Below are 20,961 nucleotides of genomic sequence, written 5' to 3'. Positions count from 1 at the left end.
GCCATGCGGAAGCTCCTCGACAAGTCTCCGATCGACGGCTTCATCCTGTCGATCTTCGCCGCGGTCGTCGTCGCCGCGATCTTCCCGGCGGGCGGCACGTTCGCCGAGGTGATGGACTGGGTGGTCACCTGCCTGATCGCGCTCCTGTTCTTCCTGTACGGCACCCGCCTGTCGCCTCGCGAAGCCCTCGACGGTCTCACCCACTGGCGACTGCACACGACGATCCTCGCGTTCACCTTCGTGTTGTTCCCGATCGTCGGCCTGCTCCTCAAGCCGGCGTTGACGCACCTGATCGGCGCCGATCTCGCGTCCGGCTTCCTCTACCTGACCCTCGTCCCGTCGACGGTCCAGTCGTCGATCGCGTTCACCTCGATCGCCCGCGGCAACGTGGCGGGAGCGATCGTCAGCGCGTCGGCGTCCAACTTGATCGGCGTGGTGCTGACCCCCGCCCTGGTCGTCCTGACGATGAGTTCGACGGCGGGCGTCCAGATCAGCGGCGAATCGGTCCTCAAGATCGGCCTGCAGATCCTCGCGCCGTTCATCGTCGGGCAGCTCATCCGGCCGCTGGTGAACCCGTTCCTCAAGCGATACTCCGAACCGACCAAGTACGTCGACCGCGGATCCATCGTCCTCGTGGTCTACGTGGCGTTCAGCGAGGGCGTGCAGTCGGGGCTGTGGAGCAGCGTCACCGCGTTCGAAGTGATCATGGTCGGCGTCGTGTCGCTCGTGCTCGTCTGCGTGATGCTGGCCGTGACCTGGTTCGTCCCGCGGCGCATGGGCTTCGACCGCGCCGACTCGATCGCCATCCAGTTCTGCGGCACCAAGAAGAGTCTCGCCACCGGCCTTCCGCTGGCGAGCGTGATGTTCAGCGGATCGATCGTCGGTTTCATGGTGCTGCCGCTGATGATCTTCCACCAGATCCAGCTGGTGCTGTGCGCCTGGCTGTCGGCGCGCTACGGCCGGGAAGCGACCGAGTCCGAGGCCGCTCAGGCCGCCTGACGCGTGCGCCGGTAGATCAGGAGGGCCAGCGACAGAAGGCCGACGCCGATCGCCACCATCAGTGCGACGTCCGCGCCGAGTGTGGCCCCGACCGCCCAGGAGATCAGCAGGACGGTCGACGTCCAACTGAACACGCCGATCGCGCTCGCCAGCGCGAACCGCCGAAACGGCATCCGGCGCGCGCCCGCAACCAGCGGGATCAGGCTTCGGACGAACCCGATCCACCGCGCCGACGCCACCGCGATCACCGCGTCCGACGGACTCGGCGCCTGCCTGCGCCGCCGGATCATGCGGCGCGTCATCCGGCGCCCCAATCGGGTGGCGCTCAATCGGGGACCGAAGCCGCGTCCCACCCAATAGCCGGTCCAGTCGCCCGCGACGGCAGCCAGGACGCTGACCAGGATCAGCACCCCGATCTGCGCCGAACCGATCGATGCGACCACGCCCGCCGCGATCAGCACGCCCTCACTGGGGACGACGACGCCGATCACCACCACCGCGGTCTCGATGTACAGCACCGCGGCGGTGATCGCGTAGACCGCCCACGCCGGGGCCGCGTCGATCCACGACGTCAGCATGTCGGTCACGAAGTGCATTGTGTGTTCAACCGCGCAGCGGTCAGTTGTCTTCCGGTCGGATCGGATAGGTCGACAGCAGCGGCAACGGCCACGGCTGACGCTGCAGCACCCGCTGCCACACGTCGACCGACGGCGCCGACAGCAGGTCCGTCGGCAGGCCGGGTGCGACGATCCAGCTGCCGTCGGCGAGTTCGTCGTCGAGCTGCCCCGCATCCCAGCCCGCGTATCCGGCGAAGATCCGGACCCCGGTCAGCACCGCTGCCATCTCCTCCGGATCGGCGTCCAGGTCGACCATCGCGACCGGACCCAGCACCTGATGCAGCTTGGGCTGCTTCGCGACGTCGACGCCGGCCTTCGCGACGCCGAGGCACAGTGCCGACGAGGTTCCGACCGGCCCGCCGACGAACACCGCGCGCGGACTCGCCGCGAGATCCGCCCAGCGGGGAAGGATGTTGTAGACGGCCGCGTCACTCATCCGGTTGAGGACCACGCCCAACGTTCCCTGCTCGTCGTGCTCGATCACATAGACGACGGTCCGCACAAAAGTCTCGCCGGAGAGAGCCGTGGACGCGATCAGCAATGCCCCGGGCGCCACCTCGGGACGCTCATGGGGGAATTCGCCTCCGGACACCATCCCATCATGACACCAGACGTGCCGGGACGGGGCGCACGCGGCCGGTTGAGTGATGGTTCTTCCCGAGCCGAACACCTCGTCCGTCGGTAGGATCGACAGGTGAGCTTCTGGTCGCAGGTCAGGTCGCCGGGACTCCTGCGTCTGTTGGGGGTGCGGGTGCTGAGCCAGCTCAGCGACGGCGCGTTCCAGGCGGCTCTCGCGTTCTCCATCCTGTTCAATCCCGACCGGCAGACGAACCCGATCGCCATCGCCGCCGGGTTCGCCGTCCTTCTGCTGCCGTACTCGGTGCTCGGCCCATTCGCGGGCGCCCTCCTCGACCATTGGGACCGACGACGTGTCCTCGTCTGGGTGAACGGTCTGCGGGCTCTCGCGATCGTCCTCGTCGCCGTCACGATGAGTGCTGACGTGTCCGACACCGCGGTCCTCCTCGCTGCACTCGTCGTCACCGGGTGCAGCCGATTCGTCGCGTCCGGCCTGTCCGCCGGGCTGCCGCACGTCGCGCCGCCGTCGGTGATCATCGAGATGAACGCGGTGTTCACCACGCTCGGCGCGGCGATGCTCGCCGGTGGGGCCGCCGTGTCGACACTTCTGCGCGCCGTCTTCGGCGCCGACAACGGCGGGTCCGGAGCCACCCTGCTCGCCGGGGCGGTCTTCGCCGTGGCGTCCGGACTGGTGGCCGCCACCTTCGCCCCGAAACGCCTCGGCCCCGACAAACCCGACGGCGCCGGTCATTCCGCGCTGTACTCGATGGGACGCGGCCTCGCCCACGGCGTCCGGGCCGTCGCCACACACCGCAGCGTCGCGGTGATCCTCGGCGCGATCAGCGTCCATCGCGTGGTGTTCGGGATGAACACGCTGATGTTCCTGCTGATCGTCCGCAACTTCGACCTCGGCTGGCCGCTGTACACGAACGTGCGGGCGATGGCCGCCATCGGCGGAGCGGTCGCCGTGGGAGCCCTGTTGGCCGCGGTGTCGACCCCGTGGGCCGTACACCGGTTCGGGCGACGCCGCACGGTCGCCGGTGCGCTGATCATCGGAGCCGTCGCCGAGGGACTCATCGGCCCGCTCCTCGCGTTCACCGTCCTGCTCAGCGCGGGACTCCTCGGGCTGGCCGGACAGACCGTGAAGCTGTGCGGCGACGTCGCCATGCAGTGTGACGTCCCGGACTCGTACCGAGGCCAGGTGTTCGCGGTGCAGGACGCGCTCTTCAACTCGGCGTTCGTCGCCGCCGCGTTCATCGCGGCACTCGTCATCCCGGCGAACGGGTTCGCGGTGGGACTCGTCGTCGCCGGGGTCGCGTTGTACCTGGTGGGTGCGTTGTTCGTCTGGCGGTCCGACCCGGTCGCCGTCGAGGGCCCCGACTCGGCGACGGTCGAACGCGAACAGCACCTCGTCTGAATCCTCATCCGACCGGCCGATACGAGTCTGCGTAGCCGTCGCCGTCCGCGTCGACGAGCACCGTGTCGTCTCGCCCGTCGCCGTCCGAGTCGAGGGCCGACTCCCGCTGTCGGCGGACGGGCTCGTCGGGCGGCATCGGGCGTTCCCACAATCCGCGACCACCGTCGGCGAAGACGGCTTCGGGCCTGCCGTCGTCGTCCAGGTCGAGCGCGGCACGGTCGGCGACGCCGTCCGAGTCGGTGTCCCACATCGCGTCGTCGACGAGACCGTCGCCGTCGAAGTCGAGGGAGACGGCGTCGAGCACGCCGTCTCCGGACAGGTCGAGGTCTGCGGGCGACCGCCAGGACGACGGGTCGCCGTCGCCCGTGCCGAAGCCGTAGTCGATGACGGGGTCCATACCCGTTAGACGCACGAACTGCGCGTGGGGTTCCGTCGGCGGCGGCGTGTCGGCGAAAGCTGGCTCAGTAGCCCATCGTGCGGATGGCGTTGGCGAGGTCGTCGAGCTGTTCGCGTCGCACGTCGAGATGCGGCGTGACCCGCAAGACGGGCTGATCGCCCGCGAGCGGGGCCCGCCACGTGTCGGCCGCGGTCACCAGGATCCCCGATTCCAGCAGGCGCGCCTTGGCGGCGTGCAGATCGGACGATCCCCACCCGGGCGGCGGGGCGAGCGTGACCATCGCCGACGGTTCGTCGAGAGGTTCGAGGACCTCCCAGCTGCCGATCCCGTGCAGACGTTCGCGGGTGATCCGGCCGATCGTCGCGAGTTCGGAGTACACCCTGTCCGGACCGAGTTCGACGACCTCGGACGCGGCCTGACCGATGCCCAGCTGACCCGCGATGAACGACTCCGAGAAGAACACGTCGATAGTCGCCCGCGCATCGGGGCGGACGGCGACGAAACCGATGCCGCGCGGCCCCGTGAGCCATTTGCGGGCGGTGCCGTACACGGCGTCGGCCCCGGTCACCGTGGGGACGTGACCCACCGACTGCGCCATGTCGACGACCACGGGGACGCCTGCGTCGTGCGCTACGGCGACGATCTGCTCCACGGGCTGCACCACGCCGCTCGCCGAACCGATGTGGCAGACGTGGATGAAGTCGGGCTGCTCGAACTGCAGCATGTTCTCGAGCGCGTCGACGTCAATGTGTCCGTACACGTCCGACTCGGGGAGACTCCGGACCGCGAAGTCACGGCGTTCGAATTCGGCGAGGTTGGGACCGAACTCGTTCTTTCCGACCCAGACTATCGGCGACATCGGCAGCGTCCACCCGTTGAGGAGTCCACGCAGGGCCGCGCGGGCGCTGTCACGGTACGACACCTCCTCGGGCCGGTGGCCGATCAACGAGGCCAGGACCGCGCGACTCGCCTCGAGATCGACCGCGCGATCATCGGCCGCGACGTACGCTCCGCGTTCGGCCTCCCGGTGCAGATGTGCGGTGATCGCATCGATCGTGGCGTGAGACGACCGACCGGCCGACGCCGCGTCCAGATGCGCGAGGGACGGCTCCACGCGAGCCGCATGCCACTGTTCCCCGAGTTCGCTGCAGTACATGGTCACGAATCTACCCTCGGACCGGTTCGGGCGATCGGGGCGACTGAATCTAACGCAGGCCCGCGGCCTGACGCTCCGCCCACCAGGCCCGGAGGGCGGTTTCGGCGTCGTCGGGGCTCATCGGTCCGGAGTCGAGCCGCAGTTCCTTGAGGTGACGCCACGCCTCGCCGACGATCCGCCCCGGCGGCACGCCGAGGATCTCCATGATCGCGTTGCCGTCGAGGTCGGGACGCACCCGATCGAGGTCCTCGGCCTCCTTCAGCACGGCGATCCGCTGTTCCAGTTCGTCGTACGTCTCCTGCAACTTCCTGGCGCGACGACGGTTGCGCGTGGTGCAGTCGGCGCGCACCAGTTTGTGCAGGCGATCGAGCAACGGTCCGGCGTCGGTCACGTACCTCCGCACCGCCGAGTCGGTCCAGCGGCCGTCGCCGTACCCGTGGAAACGCAGATGCAGGAAGACGAGCTGCGAGACGTCGTCGACCACGGCTTTCGGGTACTTGAGCGCACGCAGCCGCTTGCGGACCATCTTCGCACCGACCACCTCGTGGTGATGGAAGCTCACGCCGCCGCCGTCCTCGTGACGCCGGGTGGCAGGTTTCCCGATGTCGTGCAGCAGCGCGGCCCAGCGCAGGACGAGGTCCGGATCGCCCGTCTCGAGGTCGACGGCCTGCTTCAGGACGGTCAACGAATGCTGGTAGACGTCCTTGTGCTGGTGGTGCTCGTCGATCGTCAGCTTCATCCCGGGGATCTCCGGCAGCACCCGATCGGCGAGGCCCGTCTCGACCAAGAGGTCGACGCCCTCGAGGGGATGCTCGCCGAGAATCATCTTGTCGAGTTCCACTCGGATCCGTTCGACGGTGATCCGGTCGATCTGTCCGGCCATCTCGCGGGTCGCGAGGAGCACCCGGTCGGCGAGTCGGAAGCCGAGCTGCGACACGAACCGGACGCCGCGCAGCATGCGGAGCGGGTCGTCGTTGAACGACTTCTCCGGCGCGGCGGGGGTGTCGATGACCCCGGCCAGCAGATCGGACATGCCGTCGAGGGGATCGCAGAACTCCTGCGAACCGTCCGGCCGGATGCGGACCGCCATGGCGTTGGCGCGGAAGTCCCGGCGGACGAGATCGCCTTCCAAGGTGTCGCCGAAGGTGACGACCGGATTGCGACTCACCTGGTCGTAGATGTCCGAACGGAACGTCGTGATCTCCACCATGTGGTGCCCGAATTGTGCGCTGACCGTGCCGAAGTCGATCCCGGTGTCCCACACGGCCGGCGCCCAGCCGCGCAGGATCTCCAGGATCACGTCGGGCCGGGCGTCGGTGGTGAAGTCGAGATCGTTTCCGAGACGACCGAGCACAGCGTCCCGCACCGAGCCCCCGACCAGGTACAACTCGTGTCCACGGTCGGCGAAACGGGAGGCGAGCGGGGTGACCACGTCTCCGAGAGACGCGAGGGTGACCTCCGCCGCGGCGAGGAGTCTGGTGCGGCGTTCGGCGCGCGCTTGCACGCGCGCGTCGCCGCTCTGCGCGCTGTCGGTCATGGGATGCAAGACTACCGACTGCGACATGCCGCCCGCGACGTCAGCCTTGGATAGCTAACAGACGGTAACGAACGGCTAGCATCGGAGTGTGTCTGCCGAACCATCACTGCACCATACGGACGTCGCCTCCGACGCTCCGTCGGGCAGTGGTGCCGCGGAGAAGGCGTCCGGGAACGGTCCGGAACCGTCCCAGCGCAATCGCCGCAACCGTCGCGGACGTCGCCGTCGCGGACGTCGACCGGGCCGCACCGCCGACAACGCCAAGGCAGACGAGGCTCCGACCGCCGAGAAGGCCGCGGGCGAGGGCGCTCCCAAGCCGTCCGACGTCGCCGCCCGCAACCGTCACGGCAACCCGCCCGCCGCCGGCGGCAACAAGAACTCGCCCGCGTCGATGCCCCGCACCAAACGTCGCGGCGGACGCCGCACCGCGGAAGCCGAGCCGCAGCCGAAGCTCCGGACCGTGCGCGAGACCTCGGCCGGCGGCCTCGTCCTGGCCGACCTCGACGCACCGTTCGACGATATGACCGCCGCTCTCATCGGCCGAGTCGATCGACGGGGCCGCACCATGTGGTCGCTGCCCAAGGGCCACATCGAGACCGGTGAGACCGCCGAGCAGACGGCGATGCGCGAGGTCGCCGAGGAGACCGGCATCTCCGGGACCGTCGTCGCGCCCCTCGGCAAGATCGACTACTGGTTCGTCAGCGAGGGCCGCCGGATCCACAAGACCGTGCACCACTATCTCCTCCGGTTCACCGGCGGCGAGCTGTCCGACGACGACTACGAGGTCAGCGAGGTGGCCTGGGTCCCGTTGAGCGAACTGCCCCGCAAGCTCACGTACTCTGACGAGCGACGTCTCGCACGGATGGCCGAATCGGTGATCGCCGATCTCCGCAGCGACCCCAGCCGGTTGGCTCAGTCGGAGGCCTCCTGCATCCGTACCGAGCCGAACGACTATGAGAAAGCCGCAGCCGCCCGCAACGAACGCCGCAACGAACCGCCGCCCCCGGTCAAAGCCCGGCGGCGCAGGCGGCGACCGCGGCGACCGGCCAACGGTGACTCGTAGCCGCGCCCGGACGGGTGCCCGACCGACCGCGTTCGGTGCTGCTCTGTTCCTCATCGTAGGTTTCGTGCTGTCCACGTGCGGCACGGGACCGGCGTCGTCGGCGCCTTCGGAGGACGCTGACACGCAGTACGCCAGCCTGTCCCTGACCGAGGTCACACCGTCGACTGTCACCGGGAGCACGGGGAACACGGTCACCGTGCGCGGTCGCGTCACCAACACGTTCGACCGCCCGATCCGCGACGTCATCGTCCGACTCCAACGATCGACGGCCGTCTCGTCGCCCGACGTGCGAACCGTGCTCGACGCGGACGCGTCCGTCTACGACACCGCGGCGCCGTTCACCGACGTCGCGAAGGAGCTGCGGCCGCACCAGAGCGCCGACTTCACGGTGTCGGCGCCCCTGTCGAACGACGGACTCCGGATCGACAAGGCGGGCGTCTACCCACTGCTGGTGAACGTGAACGGCACCCCGGACTACGGCGGCCAGGCGCGCATCGCCGACTCGCGCACGCTCCTGCCCGTGCTGTCGCTGCCCGCGGACAAGGCGCGGGCCGAGCAGTGGACCGAGCCCGGATCGGGATCGGACGCCGATCCGCTCCTCGGCCGTGACGGTTCGGTCGCGGCCGACGACTCGTTGCCCGCGGCCTTCACGTTCGTGTGGCCGCTCGCATCGCCGCCGCAGCAGGCGGCGGGCACCCTGGGCGGCGACACCGCCGACATGCGCCTGACCAGCGACGCGATGGCCGAGTCGCTGGAGCCGACCGGCCGTCTCGGCCAGTCGCTGCAGGCGCTGGAGACGGTCGCGGGCGTCACCGACGGCGACCCGAAGAACACATCGCCCGACGCCAGGGTGCGGTCGGCGATCTGCATCGCCGTCGACCCCGACCTGCTGGTCACCGTGCAGGGCATGGCGTCCGGTTACGTCGTCTCCGACAATCCGAGCGACCCCGCCGCGTCCACCCGGGACGGGACCGGCGCGGCCGCAGCCAAGTCGTGGCTGCAGCGTCTCACTCACGTCGCGTCGTCGATGTGCGTGACGGCCCTCCCGTACGCCCAGGCGGGACTCGACTCGCTCCATCGCATCGGCAACGCCGACCTCACCGACGCCGCGATCAGCGGCGCCTACGACACCGTCGACGACATCCTCGGCGTCAAGACGGTGCGTGGCCTGACCCTCCCCGCCGTGGGGACGCTCAGCGACGACGCCCGCGACCTGCTGACCGGTCTCGACGGCTCCGGCGGCGCCGCCGTGGTCTCGACGTCCGTCGACGTCGGCGATCGACCGCGCACGGGCTCGTCGGCGGTCGGCCGCTACGTCTCCGGGCGAATCCCGCTCCAGACCTACGACGCCGGGGTCAGCGCGGCACTCGGAGCCGTCGGCCCGAACGTGACGACGCCGTCGTTCATCCCGGCGTGGCAACGCGTGGACACCTCCGGCGAATCGGAGGTCTCTCGCAGGCAGACGGCCGCCGCGTCCCTCGCGCTGCCGATGCTCGACCTGCCCGAGCCGACCACCGACCCCGCCGCCAGGGTCACCGCCGTCACCGGCCGCAGCGCGTTCACCATGCCTCCGACGTACTGGTCGCCGACACCGGCCGACGCCCGCTCCCTCCTCGACACCGCGGGCCTCCTCGTGGCGTCGGGCGCCGCGACCGCGGTCCCCCTGACCGACGTCGTCACCGACCTCCCGAACGCGCACAGCCGGGCCGACCTCATCGCCCCCGGCGACGTCTCCGAGATCACCTCGCGCGGACACCCGGTCGCCGCGAAAGACCTCACGGACATCCAGCGCGAGGTCAGGCTCATCGACAGGCTCGAGGACTCGTTCGTCAACGATCACGAGCTGCCGTTCAGCCCCACCGACTACCTCGACCCGCTGCGGCTGGACATCCTGCGCGCGGTGTCGACCCCGTCGAGCCCCGACCTGCGGATATCCCGAGTGGAACGGCCTCAGCGGCTCACCGCCGTCGACGCGACGCTGACCCGTGTCCAGCAGTCGGTGTCGCTGCTCGATCCGAGCGGTCGATACACGCTGGCCTCCGAACGCAGTCCGCTGCTGCTCGTCGTCCGCAACGACCTCGCGTTGCCGATCAAGGTGCGACTGGACATCACCGCGCCCGACGAGATCAGTGTCGGCGACATGGGCGTCGTCGAGATCCCGGCGCAGGGCACCCGTCAGCTGCAGTTGCCGACCCACGCGTCGAGCTCGCAGCCGGCCACCGTCCGAATCGCGCTCGTGACCAGCAACGACGTTCCGTTGAGCAGTCCCGTCGACCTGTCCATCTACGCGAACGCCTACGGCAAACCGCTGTTCTACATCACGATCGCGGCGGGAGTCATCCTGATCCTGCTGACCGCACGACGCCTGTGGCATCGATTCCGCGGCGAACCCGACCCGGCCGACGAGGATCGGCCCGAACCCGACGAGCACGAACGTGAACTCGCGTCGGCCGGCTATCAGCAACGACGCGCGGCCGAGCGCGTCGTCGCCGACGGCGCCGAGCGCGAAGACCCCGACCCCGGAGAGCGTGCATGACGACCGAGCAGAAGCGAGAAGCCGACACACCCTCCGACGAGAGTGTGATGCGGACGGGCGGATCGATCGCGATCGCGACGCTGACCAGTCGCATCACCGGATTCATCCGCACCGTCCTCGTGCTGGCGATGCTCGGTCCGGCGATCTCCTCGGCTTTCCAAGCCGCCTACGTGCTGCCCAACATGATCGCCGAAGTGGTGCTCGGCGCCGTCCTCACCGCCATCGTCATCCCCGTCCTGGTTCGCGCCGAGGCGGAGGACGAGGACGGCGGCGTCGACTTCATCAACCGGATCTTCACGCTCACGCTGACGGTGCTCGGCGCGGCGACGCTCGTCGCGTTGGTCGCGGCGCCCCTGCTGACCATGCTGAACGTCGGCGACGGCGGCAAGGTCGACCGCGACCTCACCACCAATCTCGCGTATCTGCTGCTTCCGGAGATCCTGTTCTACGGTCTGTCGGCCCTGTTCATCGCGATCCTGAACATGAAGGGCATGTTCAAACCCGGCGCCTGGGCTCCGGTGTTGAACAACATCGTCCAGATCACCACGCTCGTCCTGTTCTTCGTCATGCCCGGAACCCTGACGATCGACATCACGAACCCGAAGCTGCTGGTGCTCGGCCTCGGCACCACCCTCGGCGTGGTGCTGCAGGCGACGATCCTGCTGCCGTACCTGCGCAAGGCCGGCGTCACGCTGAGCCTCCGCTGGGGTCTGGACGCCCGCCTCCGCCGCTTCGGCAACATGGCCGTCGCGATCATCGGATACGTGCTGGTGCTCCAGGTCGGCCTGGTGATCACCTACCGGATCGCCGCTCACGCATCCGAATCGGGCATCTCCGTCTACGCCACTCATTGGCAACTGCTGCAGCTGCCCTACGGCGTGCTCGGCGTGACGATCTTGACCGCGATCATGCCTCGACTGTCCCGCAACGCCGCCGCGGACGACACCGACGCCGTCGTCGACGACATGTCGCTCGCGACGCGCCTCACCATGATCTCGCTGGTACCGGTCGTCGCGTTCATGACCTTCTTCGGGCCCGCGATCGGCGTGGCGGTCTTCAACTTCGGCGACTTCAATCAGGAGACCGCGTCACAGCTCGGCTCCGTGCTGTCGTGGGGCGCGTTCACGCTGATCCCGTACGCGATGACCCTCGTCCAGCTGCGCGTGTTCTACGCCAGGGAGGACGCGTGGACACCGACCGCGATGGTCTTCGGGATCACGGTCGTCAAGGTCGGGGCCTCGTACCTCGGGCCGGTCCTGTTCGACGACCCCGAGCTGGTCGTCCGCTGGCTGTCGCTCTCGAACGGCCTCGGCTACCTCGTCGGCGCGATCGTCGGCCACCTGCTCCTCAAGAAGACCCTCGGCGGCGCGTCGATGACCGATGTGGCTCGGTCGTCGCTTGTCACACTCGGCGTGTCCGCGGTGACGGCCGGCGCCGTGTGGGGCATCGCCGAGGTCACCGGACTCACCCGCATGTCGACGCACGCGGGCAAGATCGGATCCGTCGCCTATCTCGCGATCACCGGCGTCGTCGTCCTCGGCGTCATCTACCTGATGCTGACGGCGCTCAAACTGCCCGACATGGTGTCGATCAGCAACGCCGTGATGCGGCTCGTCGGCCGCTTCGTTCCGCGGTTCGCACCCGCGCCCGACGAGCAGGTCGACCGCGATTCGCACACCATGACCGTCCAGTTCCCGCGGATCTCGTCGGACGAGGCGTTCCCGTACGCTGGCCAGGTAGACGTCCGACGGCGCTTCGACCGCGGAACGGCCACCTGGCAGGAGTACTCCGCATACTCGGGCGGCGCCGCGGGCGAGACCACCGTCATCCCGGTCATCCGACCGGGCCGTCCGGTCCGACCCGCTGGTCCGCCGTCGTCCCGACCCGTCGGCTCCGCGGCGGGACCGCGCCCGTCGCAGCCCGGTGGCCCGTCCACCATCTCGAAACCGTCGAGCGAAGTCGAGGCGGAAGGAGTCGCACCGATGTCTGCACCGGATGCCGGCGACGACCGTCGCCCGTCGTCGGAACCGACGCGCGCGATGATCCAGAAGGCCACGGAGCACGCTCCCCGCGGGCCCAAGCTGGTTCCGGGCGCCGCCGTGGCCGGCGGTCGCTACCGGTTGCTCGAACCGCAGGGCGGCACGCGTGGTCTGGCGTTCTGGCGCGCCAAGGACATCGGGCTCGACCGCGAAGTCGGCCTCACATTCGTCGACCCCGAACAACACTTCCCGCCGGTCAACCCCGGCGACCGCGACCCGCACGAGGAGGGCCCGCAGGCCGTCCTTCAGCGCACGCGCAGACTCGGACAGCTGCACACCGCCGGCGTCGCGCGAGTGTTGGACGTGGTCCGCAGCGCGTCGGGCGGCATCGTCGTCACCGAGTGGATCTCCGGGTCGACGCTGGCCGAGGTGGCCGCCACCTCACCGTCGGCCACCGGAGCCGCTCGCGCGGTCCGAGCACTCGCGGCGGGCGCCGAGGCGGCCCATCGCGCCGGTGCGGTTCTGTCGATCGATCATCCGGACCGCATCCGGATCAGTTCCGACGGCGACGCCGTGCTGGCGTTCCCCGCGATCCTGCCGGACGACGACCGCGCATCCGACGTCCGGGGTCTCGGCGCGGTCCTGTACGCCCTGCTGCTCAACCGGTGGACGCTCGACGGCGAGACCGGCAAGAACCTTGCGACCGCGGCTCTCGCGCGTGGCCTCGTCGGTCGGATGCGTCTGGCCGATCCCGATCCGCGAAACCCGGGGCAGCCGTTGGCTCCGATGCAGGCCAAGCAGGACATTCCGTTCGAGATCTCGGCCGTCGCGTCACGCGCGTTGGAGGGCGATCGCGGTATCCGCACCGCGGCCACCGTGCAGCACGTCCTCGATCAGGCGACGGTCGTCGACCTGCAGACCGATCTCCTCCCGCGCGTCGAGAGCAGGCAGCCGCCGGTGTCGGTCGCACCGATCAGCCGCACTCGTAAGGAACGTCTGATGGGAGAGGGGCAGGCCGGCAAGAGGAACGTCGCACTCCTCGCGGGCGGCGGCCTGTTCATCCTGTTCGTGATCGTCGCGATCATCGTCACCGCCACCAACATGTTCGGCACCGCGGACGATCAGAACGACATCGACTCGTTCCTGCCCGAGTCGTCGACCAGTGCACCCTCCGGACCCGGTTCGACGGCGCCCGCATCGGTCGCGAGGGTGTCCGTGCTCGACTTCTCTCCCGACCCCGATTCGTCGAAGAACGTCGCGAACGTGCTGTCCGGCGCGTCGCCGGCGTGGAAGACCGACGCCTACCAGGGCACGCCCAAGTTCGGCGGCCTCAAACCCGGCCTCGGTCTGCTGTTCCAGCTGAAGGCTCCGGCCTCCGTCACCTCCGTCACCGTCGAGACGACGACGCCGGGATTCACGGTCGAGCTGCGTACCGCCGACGCTCGTCCGACATCCCTCGACGCGACCACCGAGGTCGGCAACGGATCGGTGAAGGGCAAGAAGGTCACGCTGAAGACCCCGGCGGCCGGGGAGGCGCGCTACTTCGTCCTCTGGATCACGTCGCTCCCGGAGGGACCGAACGGCGGATATCAGGCCGTGATCAGCCGCGTGACGCTTCGCTGACCGGGCTCCACCCGGGCGGACCGAAGACGTAGCCGATCTTGTCCCTCAGGGTCGGCGCCGACCGGACGTCTCGGGCGATGCCGACGTACTCGTGCGTCTGCAGGGTCCAGATGTTGTAGGTGCCGACCGGTGTGGTCAGTCCGTAGTGGGGCCGGTGCAGTTCGGGCTGGAATGATCCGAACATCCGGTCGAAGACGATGAACACGCCGCCGTAGTTGCGATCGAGGTATTCGGCGTCACTGCCGTGATGGACGCGGTGATGCGAGGGCGTGTTCATGACGTACTCGAAGGGACGCCACATGCGGTCGATGTGCTCGGTGTGCACCCAGAACTGGTAGATCAGGTTCAGCGAGTACGAGCCGAAGACGACGGCGGGCGGGATGCCGAGCGCGGGCAGGGGAAGCCACATGATGAGGTTCATCGCCGGGTTCCACTTCTGGCGGAGTGCCGTCGCGAAATTGTAGTACTCGCTGGAGTGGTGTGCCTGATGCGTCGCCCAGACTAGGCGGACGCGATGGGCTATGCGATGTTGCCAGTAGTAGACGAAGTCGACGGCGACGAAGCCGATCACCCAGGTGTACCAGGCGTCGATCGGCAGATGCCACGGCGCCACATAAGAGAACAACGCCGCATACGCGAAGAGGGCGACGAACTTGCCGACGGCCGACGTGCCGATGGACACGAGTCCCATGAGCAGCGACGCCCGAGTGTCACGTGACGCGTAGGCGCCCGGTCCCGGACGACCGTCGTCGTCCTTGACCTTCGCCGCCGCGAAGAGTTCGAGACCGACCATGAGCACGAAGAACGGGATGGCGAGCACGGTCGGGTCGCGCATGGCGTCGGGCAGAGCGTTCCACATGATCTGAAACGATAGCGAGTCAGATTGTGCTCGTCCAGGGTCTCGGTGGTCGTGGCCTACCATGATCACGGTGAGCAACAGGGTCGGCGGACGTACGTACGGGGCATGACCGCGGAGGACAGACTTGTCCAACGCAGGGAGGCGTTGATCGCCGCCGGACTGGAACTCTTTGGGACACAGGGCTATCCGAACGTCTCCGTGAAGCGCATCTGCGATCTCGCCGGCTTGACGCAACGCTATTTCTACGAGTCGTTCCCCGACCGCGCGGCTCTGCTCGGAGCCGTGTACACGCGGTGCGTCGACACGGCTCGCGAGGCGACCGTCACCGCCGCTGCCGCGGTCTTCACCGAGGCGGGCATCACCGGGGGAGCGATCCCGGCCGAACTCATCCCGCGTCTCACGACCGATGCGTTGGGCGCGATGATCCACTGTCTGTCGGACGATCCGCGCCGTGCACGCGTGATGATGATCGAAGTGGTCGGCGTGTGCCCCGACCTCGAGAAGCTGCGCCTGACCGCGATCCACGAGTGGGCCGCACTCATCGTCGGCCTCGCCGTGGGCGACTCCGAGCCGACCTCGCACCAGCGTCTCGCTTCCATCGGCCTCGTCGGCGCACTCACTCAGCTGCTCGTCGACTGGCAGACAGCGATGTCGTCGCCCATCGGGCCGGACGTCGGTCCCGAACTCTTCGACGTGGAGGCCATCCACGCCGTAGTCACCGACATGTTCATCGCCACCTACGACCGCGTGTTCTGAGTCCTACTCCTTCGTGAGGACCTCGCGAATCCGCGCGGCGGCCGACTCCAGATCGGCGATCACGAAGAGCCACTCCGACCCGTCGCCGAGGGTGAGGCACAGTCGCTCCCGCTTGCCACCGCTGAGGAGCCGGCCGGTGCCGGGCGCCGTGCCCACCCCCGCGACGAACTTGTGCGCCACCGAGAACCTTGCGCCCTGAGCACGCTTGCCCTTGGGTTCGAACACGATGTGCGTCTTCGTCAGCTGGAGCTGACCCGGTACCGCGATCCGATCCATCGATCGTGCGGCCGTCCAGGTGGCGAGGGGCTTGTCGTCCGTCATGGGTCGAGGATATCGGCCGCTCGCCCCGTGTCCCGCCCCCGGCGGATCAGCCCCGTTCGGCCGTTCGGCCCACCACGTTGTGAACCGCACCCCTGGTTGTCCACAGTTTCACGGGAAACAGCGGGAAGAAACACGATGTTATCCACAACTACGGAGAAACAGCTAAATCGGACGGCGAACGTGCCTAATCTCGTCGCATGACACGGGGGACCATCGACGCACGAAGCGACGACCAGCTGCTGCGCGATCACGCCGCGGGCGAACCGACCGCCTTCGCCGAGTTGATCGCACGTCATCAGAACAAGTTGTGGGCCATCGCGCTGCGGACCACGGGAAACCACGACGACGCGTCCGACGCTCTCCAGGACGCGCTCACCTCGATCCATGTTCGGGCGGACCGCTTCCGCTTCGATTCGACGGTGTCGAGCTGGATGCACCGCGTGGTTCTCAACGCGTCGCTGGATCGACTGCGACGCGTCAAGCACCACCAGTCGGCGCCGCTCCTCGAGGACGACGAGACCCTCATCGATCCGCAGGACCACAACGCCGACGTCGATCTGTCCGTCTCGATCGGGCGAGCCTTGGACGTTCTTCCTCCGGATCAGCGGGCGGTGGTCGTACTCGTCGACGTATACGGTCACACCGTCTGCGAGGCGGCGCGCATCCTCGACATCCCCGAGGGCACCGTCAAGAGCCGATGCAATCGGGCCCGGAAGAAGTTGGCGATGGTTCTCGGCCACCTCCGGGACGACGACTGACGACGCCTCACGACACGCCCGCCACACACGAAAATGGAACCGAAGTCCGGTTCCATGCGTCTAACTGATGAGAGGATCGAACAATCACGTGAGGCTAGGCGGACAGATTCTGATGGAACACAACGGAGCGGCACGACGGGCGGGGCGCACCTCTGCCTCCGATGAACCGATCTCCCCGAGCGTCGCCACCGCCATCGAGGCGACGATCGCCGATCTCCGCACGCTCCGCGACGAAGAGCTTCCCGTTCCGGTCGATGTACTCGGCCGCATCGATCGGACCCTTGCCGATCTCGCTCGCCCTTAGAGGAGACGCACCGGGAACCATCGGGAACATCTGCCCATATCCTTGTGTTGAACGGTGAGCCGCGCGAACCAGCAGGCTTGACACACGCGACACGGAGGATAGATGAGCGACACCGAGAACCAGATCCACGACCTGATCATCGTCGGATCGGGACCCGCAGGCTACACGGCCGCGATCTACGCGGCCCGCGCCGAACTGTCGCCCGTCGTCTTCGAAGGAGTGTCGTTCGGCGGCGCCCTCATGACCACGACCGAGGTCGAGAATTTCCCGGGTTTCCAGAAGGGAATCCAGGGACCGGAGTTGATGGACGAGATGCGCGAGCAGGCCATCCGGTTCGGCGCCGACCTTCGGATCGAGGAGGTCGACACGATCCGCCTCGAGGGTGACATCAAGGAGGTCGAGGTCGGGGGAGAGGTCCACCGCGCTCGCGCCGTCATCCTCGCGATGGGTGCCGCGGCCCGCTATCTCGGTGTCCCCGGCGAGCAGGAACTGCTCGGCCGCGGCGTCTCCGCATGTGCCACATGCGACGGCTTCTTCTTCAAGGAGCAGGACATCGTGGTCGTCGGCGGCGGGGACTCCGCGATGGAGGAGGCCACGTTCCTCACCAAGTTCGCCCGCAAGGTCACCTTGATCCATCGGCGCGAGGAGTTCCGCTCGTCGAAGATCATGCTCGAGCGTGCACGCGCGAACGACAAGATCGAGTTCGTCACCAATACGGCGGTCACCGAGGTGAAGGGCGACGGCTCGGTGTCGGAGCTCGAACTCGTCGACACCGTCACCGGCGACACCCGCTCTCTCGCGGCGACGGGAATGTTCGTGGCGATCGGCCACGATCCGCGCAGCGAGCTGGTCCGCGGTCAGATCGATCTGGACGACGACGGCTACGTGAAGGTGGACGGTCGTTCCACGTACACCAACATCCCCGGCGTCTTCGCATGCGGCGACCTCGTCGACCACACCTACCGTCAGGCGATCACCGCCGCGGGCAGCGGCTGTTCGGCAGCCATCGATGCGGAACGCTGGCTCGCCGAGCACGCCTGACATCCCCCTCACCCCGAAAGAACTAGGAGCACTCCCATGGCAGTCCACACCGTCGACGTCACCGACGCCACATTCGCTGACGACGTCCTTCTCTCCGACAAGCCCGTCCTCGTCGACTTCTGGGCGACGTGGTGCGGACCGTGCAAGATGGTCGCCCCGGTGCTCGACCAGATCGCCCGCGACAACAGCGAGAAGCTCACCGTCGCGAAGATCGACATCGACGCCAACCCCGGCGTCGCGCGCGACTTCCAGATCATGTCGATCCCGACGATGATCCTGTTCGAGAAGGGGAAGCCGACCAAGACGATCCAGGGTGCCAAGCCGAAGGCCGCCATCCTGCGGGAGCTGTCATCCGTCCTCGATTGAGACGACGACCGGTTCGATTTGATGCCCGACATCATTTGTCGGCATCGGCGCGGACCTGAGAGAATAGAGCGGTGCAGTGACGGCCGCCGATCTGCACAGATCGGCGGCCGTCACCCTTTTGCGAGAGAAGTGGGGTTCTCCATGCCGGTGTTGCGTCTCGGTGATCACGGATCAGCAGTTGCTGAAATCAGGGCGATCTTGGCGGCCCGCGGGCTGCTGCCGCAGACTCCATCGGTGACCCAGAGCGACGAGCGGAGTCCGTGGTCTCCACCAGAGGCCGTCTTCGACGCCGCCTGCGACCGAGCCGTTCGCGCCTTCCAGCAGGAGCGCGGCCTGATCGTCGACGGCATCGTCGGCCACGCCACGTACGCCGCGCTGCGCGAGGCCTCGTACACGCTCGGCAGCCGCGTCCTCCTGTACCGTCTGTCGGCGCCCATGACGGGGGACGACGTCGCGACCCTGCAGTCCCGTCTGCAGAACCTCGGCTTCTATCACGGTCTCGTCGACGGCCTGTTCGGCGAATCGACCCACAACTCGGTTGTCCTGTACCAGACGGAGTACGGCCTGTCGCACGACGGCATCTGCGGTCCGGAGACCCTTCGTTCCCTGAATCGCCTCGGCACCCGGATCACCGGGGGCTCGCCGCACGCCATCCGCGAGGAGGAGCACGTTCGACGCTCCGGTCCTCAGCTGTCGGGGAAGCGGATCCTCATCGACCCCGGCGCCACGGACGACTCCGACGCGGCCGTCCTGTGGGATCTCGCCTCACGCCTCGAAGGACGCATGTCGGCGGCGGGCATGGAGACGTTCCTGTCACACGACGGGAAGTCGTCGCCGGACGACAACGAGCGCGCACGGGTGGCGAATCTCGCCGACGTCGACTTGATGATCTCCCTTCGTGCGGGTCACTACCCGAACGAGCACGCGAACGGCGTGGCGACGTTCTACTTCGGCAACACTCACGGTTCGTTCTCGACGATCGGCCGCAACCTCGCGAGCTACATTCAGCGCGAGCTCGTCGCCCGGACCGATTTCCTCGACTGCCGCACCCACGAACGCACGTGGAGCATTCTCCGCCTCACGCGGATGCCTGTCGTGCTCGTGGAGACGGGCTATGTCACCAACCCGCACGACGCCGCGATCCTCTCCGACGCTGCTGCGCGGGACACCATCGCCGAGGCCATCCTCGTCGCGGTGAAGCGTCTCTACCTTCTCGGTGAGAACGACCGTCCGACGGGCACCTACACCTTCGCCGATCTCCTCGCCGCGGAGCGAATGACACCCATGTGATTCACCTCTGTTTCCCGTGAAACATCGACGGCCCGGCTGAGTTCAGCCGGGCCGTTCTGCATTCCGGCCACCAACCGACCACCGACTCACGTGAAACACCCCCACCAGCCCTGCGAGCAGGGGAGCACAATCATCCCCCGATCTCCGAGCGATCCCACCGCTCTTCGAGCGCGACCGAAAAGCCAACCGCACAACCGTCACCTCCCGCACAACCCGCGTCGCGACCGTGTGGTTCGACAGTCCGCTTCGCTAACGCTCGACCACCCATGACACGCCTGTCGGTGTGAGCGAGCCCATCCGTTCCTTGAGCGAGCCGAGCCCATCCGTGCGATGGGCACGCTCGCTCACACCGGGAATCAATCATCTAGGAGCGGTCACCGACCGACCTTCGAGCGCAGTCAAGAACGCCGGCAGCGCACCCCGACACCTCACGCACGGCCACATCTCGATCCGCGTTCGACGAACATGAAGAACACGGCTTCACGTGAAGCACCACCCGAGTGTCACGACCTCTCGACTGTGCTCGGCGAGATGGCGTGTTTCCCGTGAAACCTGGGGGAGGGGAGAGATCAGCAGACCGCCGACGGTGTCGGCGACGCAAGATCGAGAGCGGCTTCGTGAACCAGCTTCTCCAGGGCCCGCTCGACCGCGGACTTCCAGCCGAGCCCTTCATCGAGTTCGAGGCGAAGACGGGGAAGATACAAGTCTTGGGTGACGATCTCGAATCCCGAGTCCAGCAGGAAGTCGGTCGGCATCAAACAGAGCTGGCAGACGTCGGTCGTGATTCCGCTGCCGAGCATGAGACCGACGAGGTCCAACTCCAGGGGTTCACGTGAACCGGTGAAGCCGAACGCTTCGATGGCGCGGACACCGCGTCGGACGATGTCGCCAACCACCCCGTCCATGATCGCGGGGAGAGCGTCCTCGAATCCCGGCTCCGCCCTCACGGACGTGAGGAGTACGGCGTCTGAGCTGACCGGTCCGCTCGGGAAGCGCCGCGATCGGGGCACACGCCCCGGCGGCGCGTACAACGCCGAGCCGACGATGCGGCCACTGGTGGGCTCCACGGCGATCTGGCCGCAAGTACCCCATTCGAGAAGCACTCCGGAGATCCACGCTTCCTTGTCGAACTCGCTCTCGAGAGTTTCACGTGAAACGGTGGCGGCAGGGTCCAAGGCACCGTCGCCCTGAACCATCTCCCAGAAGACGCAGCGACGAGTGTGCGGCGGCAACGTATGGAACATCTCGAGCTCCAACGGCACCACCGACACACTCATCGCTGCTCCATTTCGACGGAATCCGCTGATCCTGTCACTGTGACGTTTCGGATCTGTGGGCCTGGATCAGGGTTGCACATACCGAAATT

19 protein-coding genes are annotated in these 20,961 nt (G+C 67.8%); 11 read left to right on the top strand and 8 right to left on the bottom strand.

Annotated elements, in window-relative coordinates:
- Nucleotides 1–3: 3 nt before the first annotated feature.
- Nucleotides 4–999, top strand: a complete 996-nt coding sequence (locus GYB83_RS05515; RefSeq protein ID WP_161894514.1) for a bile acid:sodium symporter family protein — start codon at nt 4–6, stop codon at nt 997–999.
- On the opposite strand, the gene GYB83_RS05510 is transcribed toward GYB83_RS05515, so the two are convergent.
- Complete coding sequence (locus tag GYB83_RS05510; protein WP_228461218.1) at nt 987–1,577, bottom strand: DedA family protein; 591 nt, start codon at nt 1,575–1,577, stop codon at nt 987–989. The genes GYB83_RS05515 and GYB83_RS05510 overlap by 13 nt on opposite strands.
- Nucleotides 1,578–1,617: 40 nt before the next feature.
- Nucleotides 1,618–2,211, bottom strand: coding sequence for a YqgE/AlgH family protein (locus GYB83_RS05505; protein WP_186349718.1), 594 nt, complete (start codon nt 2,209–2,211; stop codon nt 1,618–1,620).
- A 99-nt stretch (nt 2,212–2,310) separates the two neighbouring features.
- Here GYB83_RS05505 and GYB83_RS05500 point away from each other — a divergent pair, with 99 nt between their 5' ends.
- A complete protein-coding gene (locus GYB83_RS05500) occupies nt 2,311–3,609 on the top strand; it encodes an MFS transporter (RefSeq protein ID WP_161894511.1) in 1,299 nt (432 codons plus the stop codon).
- A gap of 4 nt (nt 3,610–3,613) precedes the next feature.
- Here GYB83_RS05500 and GYB83_RS05495 read toward each other — a convergent pair whose 3' ends face one another.
- The 3 genes from GYB83_RS05495 to GYB83_RS05485 form a co-directional block, all read right to left on the bottom strand.
- Nucleotides 3,614–4,006 carry a hypothetical protein gene (locus GYB83_RS05495; RefSeq protein ID WP_161894510.1) on the bottom strand — a complete coding sequence of 131 codons (393 nt, stop codon included), beginning with the start codon at nt 4,004–4,006 and terminating at the stop codon, nt 3,614–3,616.
- A 64-nt stretch (nt 4,007–4,070) separates the two neighbouring features.
- Nucleotides 4,071–5,162: an aminotransferase class V-fold PLP-dependent enzyme gene (locus GYB83_RS05490; RefSeq protein ID WP_161894668.1), complete on the bottom strand. Its 1,092-nt coding sequence runs from the start codon at nt 5,160–5,162 to the stop codon at nt 4,071–4,073.
- A gap of 49 nt (nt 5,163–5,211) precedes the next feature.
- Nucleotides 5,212–6,699, bottom strand: coding sequence for a CCA tRNA nucleotidyltransferase (locus GYB83_RS05485; protein WP_161894509.1), 1,488 nt, complete (start codon nt 6,697–6,699; stop codon nt 5,212–5,214).
- 88 nt (nt 6,700–6,787) lie between these two features.
- Between GYB83_RS05485 and GYB83_RS05480 the strand changes: the two genes are divergently transcribed.
- From GYB83_RS05480 to murJ, 3 genes are read left to right on the top strand one after another with little or no spacing between them, the layout of a single operon-like run.
- Nucleotides 6,788–7,762, top strand: coding sequence for an NUDIX hydrolase (locus GYB83_RS05480; protein ID WP_161894508.1), 975 nt, complete (start codon nt 6,788–6,790; stop codon nt 7,760–7,762).
- Nucleotides 7,752–10,298, top strand: coding sequence for a DUF6049 family protein (locus tag GYB83_RS05475; protein ID WP_161894507.1), 2,547 nt, complete (start codon nt 7,752–7,754; stop codon nt 10,296–10,298). The genes GYB83_RS05480 and GYB83_RS05475 overlap by 11 nt, the downstream gene beginning before the upstream one ends.
- Nucleotides 10,295–13,900 (top strand): murein biosynthesis integral membrane protein MurJ, encoded by a 3,606-nt coding sequence (gene murJ / locus GYB83_RS05470; RefSeq protein WP_161894506.1) that lies wholly within the window; start codon nt 10,295–10,297, stop codon nt 13,898–13,900. Before GYB83_RS05475 ends, murJ begins: the two co-directional genes overlap by 4 nt.
- Here the strand turns inward: murJ and GYB83_RS05465 are convergent.
- Nucleotides 13,878–14,759 carry a sterol desaturase family protein gene (locus GYB83_RS05465; RefSeq protein WP_161894505.1) on the bottom strand — a complete coding sequence of 294 codons (882 nt, stop codon included), beginning with the start codon at nt 14,757–14,759 and terminating at the stop codon, nt 13,878–13,880. The two genes, murJ and GYB83_RS05465, sit on opposite strands and share 23 nt — an antisense overlap.
- Before the next feature lie 105 nt (nt 14,760–14,864).
- Here GYB83_RS05465 and GYB83_RS05460 point away from each other — a divergent pair, with 105 nt between their 5' ends.
- Nucleotides 14,865–15,515, top strand: coding sequence for a TetR/AcrR family transcriptional regulator (locus tag GYB83_RS05460; protein WP_161894504.1), 651 nt, complete (start codon nt 14,865–14,867; stop codon nt 15,513–15,515).
- A 3-nt stretch (nt 15,516–15,518) separates the two neighbouring features.
- On the opposite strand, the gene GYB83_RS05455 is transcribed toward GYB83_RS05460, so the two are convergent.
- Nucleotides 15,519–15,836: a hypothetical protein gene (locus tag GYB83_RS05455; protein ID WP_161894503.1), complete on the bottom strand. Its 318-nt coding sequence runs from the start codon at nt 15,834–15,836 to the stop codon at nt 15,519–15,521.
- 197 nt (nt 15,837–16,033) lie between these two features.
- On the opposite strand from GYB83_RS05455, the gene sigM reads away from it, so the two are divergent.
- The 5 genes from sigM (at nt 16,034) to GYB83_RS05430 (ending at nt 19,595) form a co-directional block, all read left to right on the top strand.
- The gene (gene sigM / locus GYB83_RS05450) at nt 16,034–16,594 is read left to right on the top strand and encodes an RNA polymerase sigma factor SigM (protein ID WP_161894502.1); all 561 of its coding nucleotides are present in this window, start codon (nt 16,034–16,036) and stop codon (nt 16,592–16,594) included.
- 112 nt (nt 16,595–16,706) lie between these two features.
- A complete protein-coding gene (locus GYB83_RS05445; protein ID WP_161894501.1) occupies nt 16,707–16,898 on the top strand; it encodes a hypothetical protein in 192 nt (63 codons plus the stop codon).
- 102 nt (nt 16,899–17,000) lie between these two features.
- Nucleotides 17,001–17,939, top strand: coding sequence for a thioredoxin-disulfide reductase (trxB, locus tag GYB83_RS05440; protein ID WP_161894500.1), 939 nt, complete (start codon nt 17,001–17,003; stop codon nt 17,937–17,939).
- Nucleotides 17,940–17,975: 36 nt separating this feature from the next.
- On the top strand, nt 17,976–18,305 hold the full coding sequence (trxA, locus tag GYB83_RS05435; RefSeq protein WP_161894499.1) for a thioredoxin: 330 nt from the start codon (nt 17,976–17,978) through the stop codon (nt 18,303–18,305).
- 141 nt (nt 18,306–18,446) lie between these two features.
- On the top strand, nt 18,447–19,595 hold the full coding sequence (locus tag GYB83_RS05430) for an N-acetylmuramoyl-L-alanine amidase (RefSeq protein WP_161894498.1): 1,149 nt from the start codon (nt 18,447–18,449) through the stop codon (nt 19,593–19,595).
- A 569-nt stretch (nt 19,596–20,164) separates the two neighbouring features.
- Here the strand turns inward: GYB83_RS05430 and GYB83_RS05425 are convergent.
- Complete coding sequence (locus tag GYB83_RS05425) at nt 20,165–20,872, bottom strand: hypothetical protein (protein WP_161894497.1); 708 nt, start codon at nt 20,870–20,872, stop codon at nt 20,165–20,167.
- Nucleotides 20,873–20,961 lie beyond the last annotated feature (89 nt).

Origin of the sequence: Gordonia spumicola (assembly GCF_009932475.1) — a bacterium.
Taxonomy (GTDB): domain Bacteria; phylum Actinomycetota; class Actinomycetes; order Mycobacteriales; family Mycobacteriaceae; genus Gordonia; species Gordonia spumicola.
The sequence above is the reverse complement of the archived record's forward strand: the minus strand, read 5'-3'. Positions and strand labels throughout refer to the sequence as shown.